The organism is Niallia sp. FSL W8-1348 (assembly GCF_038006745.1).
In the GTDB taxonomy this organism is placed as follows: Bacteria; Bacillota; Bacilli; order Bacillales; family Cytobacillaceae; genus Niallia; species Niallia alba.
The window spans coordinates 3,559,386-3,572,824 of the sequence record NZ_JBBOVV010000001.1 but is presented as its reverse complement, the minus strand read 5'-3'; the positions used below and the strand labels follow the sequence as shown (position 1 = coordinate 3,572,824).

Below are 13,439 nucleotides of genomic sequence, written 5' to 3'. Positions count from 1 at the left end.
CTTCTTTATAGTGATGTTATCATCCTATCACAGTAGTAGGAATATTACTTTTATTTTGCTTTGACTGTTTTCATGCAATATATGAGCAGTCTGAATACACATAGCTTTCCATGGGCAAGATTTTTCCTTGTCTCAACTGTCTCGCTAAACCTTGCATAAGTCTGCCTGTATTCAGACTACTCAATAATTCTTTTTGAACTCTACCTTCTTTAAAGGAAAGGCCTTACTTTGTGCAATAGAAAAACTCCTTTTTCAGGAGTCCTTCTAAAACAAGCTCTATTTAAAAATTTTCACGCGATTTTCTAGCGGATTAAATTCTTTTTCTCCGGGTTCTATTGTTGGCTTACCAAATGGCATTTGTGCAACGAGCTTCCAAGAAGATGGTATATCCCATTCCACCTGTACAGCCTCATCAATTAGAGGGTTATAGTGCTGTAAGGAAGCGCCAAATCCGACTTCTTCCAATGCAGTCCAGATGACTAATTGATGCATTGCATTTGTTTGATTTGCCCAAACAGGAAAGTTCTCAGCATAGAGCGCAAACTGCTTTTGTAACCCTTCTACTACTTCTTGATCTTCAAAAAATAATATTGTTCCATAGCCAGCCTTAAAGGAACTAATTTTCTCTTTAGTGGTAGCAAAATTTTCAGCTGGAACAATTTTTTGCAATTCATCTGCTGTTATATCCCAAAGTCTATCATGCTGTTCCTTTAATAAAATCACTACTCTTGTACTTTGAGAATTGAAGGATGATGGTGTATGAAGTACCGCTTCATTCACAACTTCTTGGATTTTTTCATCAGACACTACCTGTTCTTTGCTAAGACCATAGTATGAGCGTCGGTTTTTAATCGCCTCTAAAAATGCACTCATTTTTCTCCTCCAATCGAAAATTTTTTCATATATATAATACCCATTTGTCGTATTCTTAAAATGACTTTCCAAAAGTTTCTCGACTGGATATCATTTTATTTCCAAAAGAGTAAGGCTTTGAAAGCCTTACTCTATGTATAACCATTATTCACGAATTGTTTTTAATGCTGTGCTCCAAGCTACTACTTGATCAAGCATTGAATTGATATTTTCTAGATGAAGAGATGATGGCTTAAATGTTGTGAAGTTCTCAAAATCAGTAAATAAAGAAAGGGTTGGATGAACACGAACGTCTGCAACTTGCAATTCTCCTAGAATTCCTCTTAAATGTTCTGCTGCACGTGCTCCACCAGTTGAACCATAGCTCACAATCCCTGCTGCTTTATTATTCCAAGTTTCTCTTGCAGAATCTAAAGCATTTTTCAATGCACCAGTAATACTGTGATTATACTCAGCTACTACAAAAACAAATCCGTCAAGACTTGCTAATTTTTCATTCCAAGCTGCCACATTTTCTTGCCCTTCTGCTGCTCCTAAAAATGGTAAGTTAAAGTCTGCAATATCAACGATTTCATATTCAGCATCCCCACGCTTGTCAGCTATTTCTTTCACCCATGCTCCAACTTGTGGACTTACTCTTCCTTGACGAGTACTACCTAAGATAATTCCAATTTTCATCATTTTAACCTCCGTATTTTTTTAAAATTTTTTACTACATTTTTATCCTAATACTGAGATTATTTAATTGCAAATAATACGACTTACTTTTATTCAAAAAGTTATTAAAAGTAACTTACTTTTATTTTTTGTAAATCAAAAAAGTACACCTAACATATTTCTTGCACTAACTTCCCTAAATTTGTAATACCTCTAATAATATTCTTTTCTGACATATAGGAATAATTAATTCGACAATGATTTTTCTCTTGAATATTAGGGAAGAAGCTTTCTCCTGGAACATAGCCCACTTTCGCGATAGGCAAACTACGTTCCTGCATCAAGATTTTGGTATCAATATGCTGTGGAAAGGTAAGCCATGTAAACAATCCACCTTGAGGATTTGTATAGGCTACACTCTTTGGAAAAGCTTCGTGTAAAGTTTGAAACATCAACTCTTTTTTATGTTTATATGTTTCGCGAATATGTACGATATGTTCATCTAAATCATACATATCCATAAACCGGTTCACTGCATACATATTTAAGGTTGAATTTTGCGTATCGGAAGCCATTTTTAATAAACTTAGTTTCTCCGCTAAAGCACGGTCAGCAATTAACCAGCCAAGACGTAATCCTGGGCTAAGGATTTTAGAAAAACTACCAATATGAATGACTCTTCCTTCCGTGTCGAAACTTTTAATAGATGGTAAATCTTCCCCTTCATAACGTATTTCACGATACGGACTGTCTTCGACAATGACAACATTATGCTTATTCGCTAATTCCACTAATGTCTTTCTTCGCTCCAAGCTCATTGTCACTCCAGTTGGATTCTGAAATTCAGGAACTGTATAAATGAGTTTCACATTTGGATGCTTCTGTAAAGCTGCTTCCAGCTCGTCCATTCGCATACCATCTTCATCCATAGATACACCTACATATTCTGGCTCATATGGATTAAATGCAGCAAGTGCACCTAAAAAAGTTGGATTTTCCGTTATAATGATATCTCCTTTGTCAATAAAAGCTTTCGCTGCAAGGTCTAACCCTTGTTGACCTCCTTGAATTATAAAAAGGTTATCGACACAACAGCTGATACCAATCTGCTTTACCCGATTCACTAACTTCTCTCTTAACGCCATTAATCCTTCTGTACCAGTATATTGAAGTGCTAATCTTCCCTCTTCCTGTAAAACCTGATCATACACTTTTCGTAATTTTTCTATTGGAAAAATTTCAGGGTCTGGATATCCACCACCAAATGAAATAATAGATGGATCTGCCCCTAACTTTAATAGTTCTCTAATAGCTGATGGTTTTACTCTTTCTATTCGGTTGGCATATTTGTAATTCATACTTCTTCCCCCTTCTATCTATTTACTATTCAGACTAGAATATTCAGTATATTCATTATAGTTTAACATTTTGCTTTTGAATATATTTTTGACATTTAAGATTATAGTTACTTCAGATTTTTTTTGTATTTATTATCACTAGTGTTGCATAAATATTGTCGCAATTTTCAGTCTGATTATCCTCCTTGTTTAGAGCCAAAAAGGTAAATACCTATTCAAAGGTGGCTCCATCCATTTGGGTTTTTTTTACAATTAGACTTGTGCGACAACAACAATTTGCTTATTAAGGGATGGCTTTCCCTTCAATCTTTCGAAGCCAGATATGGGCTGGTTTCCACAATGCAGCCCTTAAATAACGGCTAATTTGTAAGGTTTTTCGCTTACTTCTTGTTTCAAGTTGTACGAGAACATGTAGGCAAAAAACAATCAGTGCGATAAACACTTGGTTTTGAATCGCCCATTCACTTTGACCGTAGAACTTTTTGATGCTGAGATGCTGTTTGATCCATTTAAAGAACAACTCAATTGCCCACCGTGATTTGTACATCTCTGAAATTTCTTCGGCACTCAAATCAAAACGATTGGTAATTAAATGCAGTTCATTTCCTTTTGAATCCATCACTTTTAGAAGACGAAAGTAATTTTCAGCACGGTTTTGAGTCGTACCAATCAACACCATTTGATCTGACAAAACAGCTGAATTCTCGGGTAGTTTAAAATTATAAACTTCCCGTATGACTGCGTTTTTCCGTAGCCTTGAAAGAAAAAAGTAACCATCATCTGTCATTCGGTCAAAGCGCTCGTAATCTAGGTAGCCACGGTCAAACACATACATGCATTCTTTATCATCAACCATGATTTCAAGCTGACCACGATCATGTTCTTTTGCCGTTGTTAAAACAGCCTTTTCAGGATAGGAACTCCCTTTTTCCATAAACACAAGTCTCAAATGCAACTTGACACCCGCTTTTGTTTTGCGGAACTTTGCCCATTTATGATTGGTCAAATTAAGTGGCAATGTGCTTGAATCAATGATTTTTAACGGCATAATAAGCTTTGTATAATGTGTTTTTGCATGAATTTGTGCGACTAAATCAAGGAAAAGCCTTTGAAATAAATCTGGATTTATACCGTTTAATCGGCGTGAGAGCTGAGAAATACTGATTGAATCAAGATCAATGCCTTTTTGTAGTTGGTCGTCGAAAAGACAATCGCTTAGCTCATGCAAACTTTCGACTTCTTGTAGCTGTGCAAAAAGGAGTAATTTTAGAAATGAGTCTGTTTTTAGTTTTTTCGTATAGTAATCTAATTTCAACGTTTTCACGGTTTCTTCAAAAAGTTGAAGATTTATTGGTGAAAACCATTGTCCAAATGAAGTTTTTCGTGTAATCTTGTCCATGAGTTGGTCCTTTTTTAGTGGATTTGGACGGGTTACCACCTGACTTATCCATTATAAAGGACTTTTTCTTTGCATAAAATAATAAAATTGAACATTTTGAGTATTTTTAATAGTAAAAATAAATTAATGCAACACTAGTGATTTATTATAATAAATAGATAAGAATATGCCTTTTGATGCAGCTGAATAAAAAGAGGGTATTTCAATAAAAAAATAAAATAGAAGATAAAAAGAGGTATCTTATGAAAATGTGGCTAGAAAATCTTAGAAGAAAAAAAGGTCAACAAAATTTATTTATCCTTATATTATTTGGATTATTTTTTCTTCTTCCCGAACAATATCTATTAACAAATTTTGCTTATGCTATAATTCTCTTTTTAATTGCTTATATATCTGCCTATATAGAAATAGACCCAGTATGGAAAGGTTTGCTCTTTTCATTGATAGTGACGTTAATAGTTATAGTTATTATTTTATCCATCGTAAGTTTGTTCCCAAATATTCCTTTTCTACTACTGATACTGGTTACCATAATTACAGCAGGATTAGCTATATACTGGATCGGTTAATACAAATAGACAAAAATCGTTTATTTTCATGACCCTAGCTTAGTGATATAAAAAAGGAAAACGGTCTGAATGTCACTATCAGACCGTTTTCACAATTGTTGATGTAACTCCCTATCAATTGAAGAACTTTACTCAAATTCTCATAGAGATTACCCTTTCTACAAGTTTCTCCATATAGACTGCTTTCACTGCCATTCCATTTGGATTAGCAGCTGTTTCTTCTTTTGTAATAACAAAACCTAATTTTTCATATAATTCAATATTTTTCGGAATATTTGCTCTTACTTTACATTCTACTTTCTGCTTTCTGTTTAACAATGCATATTCCTCCATCCAAGCTAGCATCGCTTTTGCTATCCCTTTCCCTCTTGCTGAAGGAATTACCGAAAGTCTGGAAAAATAAAGAGAATCATCTTTTAGCTGCAAACGGGAGGAACCGTAGGGGATATCATCTAACCAATAGATAATAGCTTGCTCCGTTCCACTTTTAAGAGCATTTATTAATTTGTCGACTGGTTCTGTCAATGCACTGGAAGGTACCTCAATATAACGATAATCTTCAAATGCTTCTAGCATTAATTTATGTACAATCGGAGCCTCTTCCTCTGTCACAAGGCTTATTCGCTCCTTTCTCTTTCTATCTATTAAAATTTCTTTTAATTGATTAATACTTTCTACTATGAATGTTGCATTTACGTGATTTAACTCTTCGTATGTGCCGTATCCATATGTAACACCTATAGAATCAATTCCTGTATTATTTGCCCCAATAATATCATGCTCTCGGTCCCCTATCATCACAAAATCACGATGTTGATATGCTGGATACAACGCTAATATGTATTGAATAATTTCTGTTTTGGATGATCTAGTACCATCCAGATTACTGCCAATAATATGAGCAAAATACCTTTCTATTTGAAAATATTTCAGAATTTCTTCTGCAAAAACAGTTGGTTTAGAAGTTGCTACAATTAAAATGCAGCCTTTTTCTCTCAAGGAGTCAAGCAAGGTGGTTATATTTGAGTATAATTTATTTTCAAACATTCCTAATTGCTTAAATCTCTCTCTGTATAAGGCTATTGCTTGATTCGTGATATCTTGATTAAAACCATAATATGTAGAAAATGATTCTTGGAGTGGTGGTCCAATAAACCTTTCTAACTTGGCTAAATCCGATTCTTCTTGCCCTAATTTTTGCAATGCATACTGAACCGACTTCGTAATTCCTTCTTTAGGATCTGAAAGCGTACCATCTAAGTCAAATAGTACTATTTGATATATACTCATTCCCTTCTCCCTCCCCGTTTGTTTAAAAAATCAAAATAATCAGTTTTTTAACAATAGAAATCTTCCTTATCTTCTCGCTTATTATAACTAATTACTAAATTTCCAACAATACTAAGGGAATGGAAAGTACAAAAATACATCTTGCATTTTTATATTAGGGATAGGATATTGCTAAGTTAAATATTTACCTATCCCCTAATAATTTCTAAATAGGCATTGCTACCCAATGATCTTTTGATACTTCTACAAGCCTTGTATTGTTTACTTGATATTTATCTTCACCAAGATTACCTTCCGTAATATTCCTGTTTTTATTCTTTTCCACTTTAGGATCTGGAATAGGAATTGCTGCTAATAGTTCTTTCGTATAAGCATGCTGTGGATTCGCGTACAATTCTTCACTTTCTGCAATTTCAACTATCTTCCCAGCATACATAACAGCTACTCGATCACTAATATGTTTTACCATCGATAAATCATGGGCAATAAATAAATACGTCAAGCCCAGTTTATGCTGCAAATCCTCTAAAAGCTTTACAATTTGGTGCTTGAATAGAAACATCTAACGCTGATAAGGGTTCATCACAAACGATAAAAGACGGTTCGCTCTCGCGATGCCAATTCTCTGCCGTTGCCCACCTGAAAATTCATGGGGCTATCTAAAGGCATGAGAAGGATCCAATCCGACCATATTCAATAATTCTTCTACTCTTTTTAAACGTTCTGTAGGATTTTTATATAATTGATGGATATCTAGTGCTTGCCCAATGATATCTACTATCTTGAACCTTGGATTAAGACTGGCATATGGATCTTGAAAGATAATTTGCATGTGACGACGGAGCATTTTCAATTCACTTTTCTTTAATCGATGAACGGGAATTCCTTGATATAATATTTCACCACTCGTCGGTTCATGTAATCGTAAAATGGATCGCCCTGTTGTGGATTTTCCTGAACCTGACTCCCCAACCAAGCCTAATGTTTCTCCTGCTCGGATATCGAAACTAACATCATCTACTGCTTTTAAAGTACCTCCTTTTCCAATAGTAAAGTGTTTGTTTAATGAATTCACCTCAAGAATTGGCTGATCCTGTTCGATTGGCAGATGAATAGGAGCTGGCTTTATTTTTTTCTTTTCGTCAAGCCTTGGCAGAGCATGTAAAAGTTTTTTTGTATAGGGATGTTTAGGCTTTTCAAATATTTCTTCTGTTGTTCCAGACTCGACTACTTCACCATCTTTCATCACTACGACATTATCACACATACCTGCAACAACCCCTAAATCATGGGTGATTAAAATAATGGATGTACCAAACCGTTTCTGCATATTCTTCATTAAAGCCAGGATTTGAGCTTGAATCGTTACATCTAATGCGGTCGTTGGCTCATCGGCAATTAATAAAGTGGGACGACATGCAAGGGCAATCGCAATCATTACCCTTTGTCTCATTCCTCCCGAGAATTCATGTGGATATTGATTATAGCGTTCCTTCTCATCTCGGATTCCTACTAAACGTAACAATTCTAATGCTTGTTTTTTCGCTTCTGTTTTTGATAATTTTTGATGTTTGGATAGACCTTCTGCTATTTGTTTACCAATTCTAATTGTCGGATTTAAGGAGGTCATCGGATCTTGAAAGATCATGCCAATCTCTTTCCCACGAATATGCTCCATTTCTTTTTCCGATTTCTCAGCAAGATTTTCTCCCAAAAAGGTAATGACGCCGTCCTTCATCAAAGAAGGTGGCGAAGGAAGGAGTCTCATGATAGAACGGGCTGTGACACTTTTCCCACTACCTGACTCACCAACTATTCCTAACGTTTCCCCCTTTTTCACTTCAAAGCTTACTCCTTTAACTGCCTCAAATTCCTGATTCTGAGTAAGAAAAGAAACTTTTAAATTATCAACCTTTAATATACTGTTCACCTATTTCACCTTCTATGTATTTACTAATTTACTTTTTTCTTTCAAAATATATTGATTTTTTAGTATTCTACAAATAAAATATACTATACAGGTCGGAATAATGTAATTTAAAGAAAGGAGGAAAAAAATATTTGAATACTGAAACACCCATTCATAGAAATAGAGAATCTATGTTCATTGAATTTAGCGACCATATTCAGCGAACGTTTTTCAAGCTTCAAAAACGCCCACTATATCTTTTAGCGATCATTATTTTGGGGTTACCAATTAGTTTTGTTGCTGGTTTTGTTTATTTATATAAAAAAAGGAAAGATCCTTATCAGTCTTTTTCCATCCAAATAAAGAATAAACTGTTGGATGAAGGACATATGGAAAGACTACATAGCAAATATAAAAAGCAGATAGAAAGAAAAGCAGCGTTTTTTAACCAAGATTACACACCTGCTGAAATAAATAAACTAGCCAAACAGTGGGCAGAAGAACAGTTCCAAAAAGATGTTGATGACAAAGCTAACGATGAACTGATTACGTATAAAAAAAGGAAAATAACTTATAAGGACACTTTTCTTTCTTTAATATCTAATCCAAGGTTAATTCTATATACTATCCTTCCAGGCATTCTTATGTATATCTTTTTATGGATTTGTTCTAATCCTTATTTAAAATTTATTATGGAAAGATTACTTATGAGTATATTTGTTATCTTTGGCGTAACATTTCTTGTTTTCACGATTCTATATTTTTTAAAATGGAAAAACTGTCGATAATCTCATTCTCATCCATCTTTCTTTTTTTCTTCTACAAATATCTTCAATCTTCATGATTTTATATTTTCCAAAGGCTTTTTTCGTAAAGTTTGTTGCGATTACCCGCAGCCGGAATACACTTCGCTTTCCGTGGGGCTCGCGCTGATGAGCCTCCTCAGCTTCTCCTCCGGTGTCTCAGACTGTCTCGCTAATCCCCGTGGCGTCTTCGTGTATTCCGGCTGCTCCATTTTTCCAACTAATTATTTTTTTCGATTGAAAAAACAACAATCCTTTAGAAAACGCCCTTTCCAAAAGACACTCCTATTGAGGAAGGCTCTAAAACTAACTAGTCCTTCCTCTCCTATCATTATTGCCATTCTCCAAAACCATATTAATTTTAATTCTCAGAAAAAAACTATGCTGCATAACAGCATAGTAAAAAGCGTATTTTTATTCAAATAGAATAATCTTCTGGAATAAATATCTTCAATTGGTTTGGCTTTATATAAACCTGTTCTTTTTGCTTTAATGATAGAATACGAAAGTTTTCTTTTGTAATTTCCGCTTCTAAATATTCATCAGAATCCTGTCTCTTTAATTCTAAATGGACAATCGGACCTACAATATGAATATGATTTATGGTTGCTAAAATTGAATCTTCCCCTAGTGCTTCTTTACTAATATGAATATCATGGGGACGAACATATCCTACTGCTTGCTTGTTCTTTTCATGCTTCCATTCTGGAACAGAAAAAATACTTTCTCCTTGATGAAGCTTTCCGTTTTCAAGCCTTCCATAAAACAAATTTACATTACCGAGAAAGTCATATACGAATGGACTGTTTGGGTGTTCATATACCTCTTCTGGTGAACCAATTTGTTCAATTTTCCCTTCATTCATGACGACTATTCGATCGGCAACATCCAGTGCCTCTTCTTGGTCATGTGTTACAAATACACTCGTAATATGAAATTCATCATGTAGTCGTCTTAACCATCGTCTTAAATCCTTTCTAACTTTCGCATCCAATGCCCCAAATGGTTCATCCAACAAGAGAACTTTAGGTTCTACTGCTAATGCTCTTGCTAATGCAACACGTTGTTTTTGGCCTCCAGATAGCTGAGAAGGAAAGCGATTTTTCAGTTCCTCTAGTTTGACTAAACGTAATAATTCATTTACCTTTGATTCTATATCTTGCTTAGAAGGGCGAGTTTTTCTTGGTCTTACCTTTAACCCATATGCAATATTTTCAAAGACTGTCATATGACGAAAAAGAGCATAATGCTGAAACACAAACCCAACATTTCGTTCTTTTGTGCTTATTTCCGTCATATTATTTTCTCCAAAGTAAATGACTCCTTGATCTGCGGTCTCCAATCCAGCAATAATTCTTAATAGAGAGGTTTTTCCGGACCCTGAAGGACCTAGTAATGCAACTAATTCCCCTGTATTAATTTCTAAATTTATATCCTTTAATGCTTGGAAAGAACCAAATGTTTTGGAAACATCTTTTATTAAAATACTCATCTCCTATTTCCTCCTCTCATATGACTAGTTATTCATAAGCTGTTTTTTGGTCTTCCACTCTAGTAAGCTTTTAATAATTAAGGTAATAATTGCTAATATAGACATAAGTGTGGCGACTGCGAATGCAGCTGCAAAACGGTACTCGCCATATAAGATCTCAATGTGCAGAGGCATCGTATTTGTCAATCCACGAATATGGCCTGACACGACAGAAACAGCTCCAAATTCTCCGATTGCTCTTGCATTACATAAAATGACTCCATATAAAAGACCCCATTTTATATTCGGTAATGTCACATACCAAAATGTTTTCCATCCTCCTGCACCAAGTGTAAGAGATGCCTCCTCTTCCGATGTTCCTTGTGCTTGCATTAAAGGAATTAATTCTCTCGCAACAAATGGCAGGGTAACAAAAACTGTAGCTAATACAATCCCTGGAACTGCAAAGATAATTTTTATATTATGAGCAAAAAGCCATTCTCCGAATAAACCGTGTGTACTAAAAAGCAACACAAATACTAATCCAGCTATAACTGGCGAAACGGCAAAAGGTAGATCAATTAATGTAATTAATAGATTCTTTCCTTTAAATTGGAACTTTGATACAGCCCATGCTGCAGCAACTCCAAAAATCGCATTTAACGGCACAGCAATCACTGCTACCAATAAAGTAAGCTTTATTGCAGCTAAAGCATCAGGTTCTGTTATAGCTGCAAGATAGACCTTTACGCCTTGGTCAAATGCTTGTATAAAAATGGTGATTAAAGGTAGTAATAGAAATATACCTAAGAATATAAGCGCAATGCTTATTAAAACAAAGCGTAGCCATTTTGGCTCCGAAGTACTTGAATTAGTTTGAATAGGTGCTGAGATTTGCTGTAATGGTACGTTTCCCGCCATAATAACTCCTCCTTTCTTAGTTCGTAGTCATATTTCGATTTGTCCACCACTGTAATAGATTTATACAGAAAAGTAAGACAAAAGAGATAAATAACATGACAGATGCAATTGCAGTAGCACCTGCGTAGTCATACTGTTCGAGTTTCGTAATAATTAATAATGGCGTAATTTCTGTTTTCATCGGCATGTTTCCGGCAATAAAAACAACAGAACCATACTCTCCTAACGATCGAGCAAATGCCAGTGTAAAACCTGCAAGAATTGCTGGTAGTAACTCTGGAATAATTACTTTAATAAATGTTTGAAGTCTAGTTGCCCCAAGACTTGCTGACGCTTCTTCTATCTCTTTTTCCAGATTTTGCAGAACGGGTTGAACCATCCGGACAACAAAGGGCAAGCCGATAAAAGTTAAGGCAATGGTTACTCCAATAGGAGTAAAGGCTACCTTAAATCCAAGGAGACTACCTATCCATCCGTTTGGCGCATAGAGAGTTGTTAATGCAATTCCTGCAACTGCTGTTGGAAGAGCAAAAGGTAAATCAACTAACCCATCAACAATCCTTTTACCTGGAAAGGAATAGCGAACTAATACCCATGCAAGTAATACACCGAACACTACATTTATTAAGGCAGCAGTGAAAGACGCTCCAAAACTTAATTTATAGGAGGCAACTACTCTTGGGTCTAAAACCGTATCCCAAAATCTTGTCCATCCTATTTTTGACGTATTAAAAAAGATCATGGTTAATGGCAATATTACCAAGATACTTAGGTATAGCATCGTATATCCTAAGGACAGTCCAAAACCAGGAAGAACATTATTTTTTTTAAAACCTCGTTTTTGTTTCCTTCCATTACTCATCTCATCACCTCTGTAAGCTTGAAAACAGCCATAGTTAATATTGATAGACTGCTTTTTATGTTGTTTAACAGCAAATCATCATTCCCGCTTAAGTATAGTTAAATGGGAATGATGATTTGAAAAATATGTTTTTTACCTAATAGAAATAATCAGCAATGTTTTAATACTACTTTTCTTTACAAATTAATTAGAAGGAATATAGATTTGGTCAAATGTTCCCCCATCACTAAAATGTTTTTCTTGCGCTTCTGTCCAGCCACCGAAGTCATCGTCAATCGTAACTAATTCAATATCTTCAAATTGATCTGCATATTTTTTTAATACTTCTGGATCTCTTGGTCGATAGTAATTTTCCGCTGCAATTTCCTGCCCTACCTCACTATACAAATATTGAAGATATTCTTTAGCCACTTCTGTAGTGCCTTTTTTCTCTGTAATCCCTTCTACTACAGCTACTGGTGGTTCCGCCAATATACTTAATGAGGGACTAACTATTTCAAAGTTATCTTTTCCTAATTCATCAATTGCTAAATAAGCTTCATTTTCCCAAGCTATTAATACATCTCCTATCCCTCTCTGAACAAATGTATTAGTGGAGTCGCGTGCACCCGAATCGAGAACTTCCACATTTTGAAATAGTCCTTTAATAAATTCTTTGATTTTCTCCTCATCGCCATTATACTGTTTAGCAGCATAAGCCCATGCGGCTAGATAGTTCCATCTTGCACCACCAGAGGTTTTAGGATTAGGAGTGACAACTGAGATGTCTTCTTTAATAAGGTCATTCCAATCCTTAATATTTTTGGGATTACCCTTTCTTACAAGGAATACAATAGTTGACGTATAAGGGGTAGAATTATTCTCAAATTTTGTTTGCCAATCTTCTGGAATGATGCCTTCTCTTTCTTTTACAATCGCATCAATATCTCCTGCCAAAGCTAGTGTAACAACATCTGCTTCGATTCCATCAATGACCGCCCGCGCTTGTTTTCCAGATCCTCCATGTGACTGTTGAACCGTCACATCCTGTCCCTTTTTTTCTTTCCAATATTTCGCGAATGCCTCATTATATTCTTGATAAAGTTCTCTCGTAGGATCATATGAAACATTCAAAAGTTCTATCGATGAAGCATCCGAATTAGCACCACTGCTTTTGGAATCACTGCATCCAGAAAGTATTAATGATACTGTTAGTAGAATAGTAGAAATTTTAAATAACGATTTTACTTCTTTTTTCATTGAATGGTTCCCCCTCTTTTTATAAAAAAAGGCTACTACCGTCATTATAATACGGTAGTAGCCTTCAGTTTTTCTGATCAGCTTTCTT

Annotated in this window: 11 protein-coding genes and 1 pseudogene; 2 read left to right on the top strand and 10 right to left on the bottom strand. The window is 35.2% G+C overall.

All coding sequences use genetic code 11. The features are described from left to right. Positions 1–276: 276 nt before the first annotated feature. The 4 genes from NST60_RS16790 to NST60_RS16775 all read right to left on the bottom strand — a co-directional run bounded on the left by NST60_RS16790 (position 277) and on the right by NST60_RS16775 (position 4,287). A complete protein-coding gene (locus NST60_RS16790; RefSeq protein WP_341099515.1) occupies positions 277–873 on the bottom strand; it encodes a nitroreductase family protein in 597 nt (198 codons plus the stop codon). A gap of 144 nt (positions 874–1,017) precedes the next feature. Further along, the gene (locus NST60_RS16785) at positions 1,018–1,551 is read right to left on the bottom strand and encodes an NADPH-dependent FMN reductase (RefSeq protein ID WP_341099890.1); all 534 of its coding nucleotides are present in this window, start codon (positions 1,549–1,551) and stop codon (positions 1,018–1,020) included. A 149-nt stretch (positions 1,552–1,700) separates the two neighbouring features. Beyond that, positions 1,701–2,888 (bottom strand): aminotransferase-like domain-containing protein, encoded by a 1,188-nt coding sequence (locus NST60_RS16780; RefSeq protein ID WP_212117349.1) that lies wholly within the window; start codon positions 2,886–2,888, stop codon positions 1,701–1,703. 283 nt (positions 2,889–3,171) lie between these two features. Next, a complete protein-coding gene (locus NST60_RS16775) occupies positions 3,172–4,287 on the bottom strand; it encodes an IS4 family transposase (RefSeq protein ID WP_016201461.1) in 1,116 nt (371 codons plus the stop codon). Positions 4,288–4,529: 242 nt separating this feature from the next. Between NST60_RS16775 and NST60_RS16770 the strand changes: the two genes are divergently transcribed. Further along, on the top strand, positions 4,530–4,856 hold the full coding sequence (locus NST60_RS16770) for a hypothetical protein (protein ID WP_101729254.1): 327 nt from the start codon (positions 4,530–4,532) through the stop codon (positions 4,854–4,856). Between the two features lie 132 nt (positions 4,857–4,988). Here the strand turns inward: NST60_RS16770 and NST60_RS16765 are convergent, their stop codons facing one another. Beyond that, positions 4,989–6,146 carry a GNAT family N-acetyltransferase gene (locus NST60_RS16765; RefSeq protein ID WP_169189050.1) on the bottom strand — a complete coding sequence of 386 codons (1,158 nt, stop codon included), beginning with the start codon at positions 6,144–6,146 and terminating at the stop codon, positions 4,989–4,991. A 205-nt stretch (positions 6,147–6,351) separates the two neighbouring features. Continuing rightward, positions 6,352–8,076 (bottom strand): annotated as a pseudogene (locus NST60_RS16760) (ABC transporter ATP-binding protein). A gap of 131 nt (positions 8,077–8,207) precedes the next feature. Between NST60_RS16760 and NST60_RS16755 the strand changes: the two are divergent. Next, positions 8,208–8,843 (top strand): hypothetical protein, encoded by a 636-nt coding sequence (locus NST60_RS16755; protein ID WP_169189051.1) that lies wholly within the window; start codon positions 8,208–8,210, stop codon positions 8,841–8,843. A gap of 433 nt (positions 8,844–9,276) precedes the next feature. Here NST60_RS16755 and NST60_RS16750 read toward each other — a convergent pair whose 3' ends face one another. The 4 genes from NST60_RS16750 to NST60_RS16735 all read right to left on the bottom strand — a co-directional run bounded on the left by NST60_RS16750 (position 9,277) and on the right by NST60_RS16735 (position 13,351). Then, positions 9,277–10,350, bottom strand: coding sequence for a sulfate/molybdate ABC transporter ATP-binding protein (locus NST60_RS16750; protein ID WP_169189052.1), 1,074 nt, complete (start codon positions 10,348–10,350; stop codon positions 9,277–9,279). A gap of 24 nt (positions 10,351–10,374) precedes the next feature. Beyond that, positions 10,375–11,250, bottom strand: a complete 876-nt coding sequence (gene cysW, locus NST60_RS16745; protein WP_016203834.1) for a sulfate ABC transporter permease subunit CysW — start codon at positions 11,248–11,250, stop codon at positions 10,375–10,377. Positions 11,251–11,266: 16 nt separating this feature from the next. Beyond that, positions 11,267–12,112 carry a sulfate ABC transporter permease subunit CysT gene (cysT, locus tag NST60_RS16740; protein ID WP_341099511.1) on the bottom strand — a complete coding sequence of 282 codons (846 nt, stop codon included), beginning with the start codon at positions 12,110–12,112 and terminating at the stop codon, positions 11,267–11,269. A 183-nt stretch (positions 12,113–12,295) separates the two neighbouring features. Then, positions 12,296–13,351, bottom strand: coding sequence for a sulfate ABC transporter substrate-binding protein (locus NST60_RS16735; protein WP_254415652.1), 1,056 nt, complete (start codon positions 13,349–13,351; stop codon positions 12,296–12,298). Positions 13,352–13,439: the final 88 nt, after the last annotated feature.

What these genes read in the sequence shown, in the direction of transcription:
- NST60_RS16790 (WP_341099515.1), bottom strand. Translation starts at nt 873, where the DNA reads ATGAGTGCATTTTTAGAGGCGATTAAAAACCGACGCTCATACTATGGT.
- NST60_RS16785 (WP_341099890.1), bottom strand. Translation starts at nt 1,551, where the DNA reads ATGAAAATTGGAATTATCTTAGGTAGTACTCGTCAAGGAAGAGTAAGT.
- NST60_RS16780 (WP_212117349.1), bottom strand. Translation starts at nt 2,888, where the DNA reads ATGAATTACAAATATGCCAACCGAATAGAAAGAGTAAAACCATCAGCT.
- NST60_RS16775 (WP_016201461.1), bottom strand. Translation starts at nt 4,287, where the DNA reads ATGGACAAGATTACACGAAAAACTTCATTTGGACAATGGTTTTCACCA.
- NST60_RS16770 (WP_101729254.1), top strand. Translation starts at nt 4,530, where the DNA reads ATGAAAATGTGGCTAGAAAATCTTAGAAGAAAAAAAGGTCAACAAAAT.
- NST60_RS16765 (WP_169189050.1), bottom strand. Translation starts at nt 6,146, where the DNA reads ATGAGTATATATCAAATAGTACTATTTGACTTAGATGGTACGCTTTCA.
- NST60_RS16750 (WP_169189052.1), bottom strand. Translation starts at nt 10,350, where the DNA reads ATGAGTATTTTAATAAAAGATGTTTCCAAAACATTTGGTTCTTTCCAA.
- cysW (WP_016203834.1), bottom strand. Translation starts at nt 11,250, where the DNA reads ATGGCGGGAAACGTACCATTACAGCAAATCTCAGCACCTATTCAAACT.
- cysT (WP_341099511.1), bottom strand. Translation starts at nt 12,112, where the DNA reads ATGAGTAATGGAAGGAAACAAAAACGAGGTTTTAAAAAAAATAATGTT.
- NST60_RS16735 (WP_254415652.1), bottom strand. Translation starts at nt 13,351, where the DNA reads ATGAAAAAAGAAGTAAAATCGTTATTTAAAATTTCTACTATTCTACTA.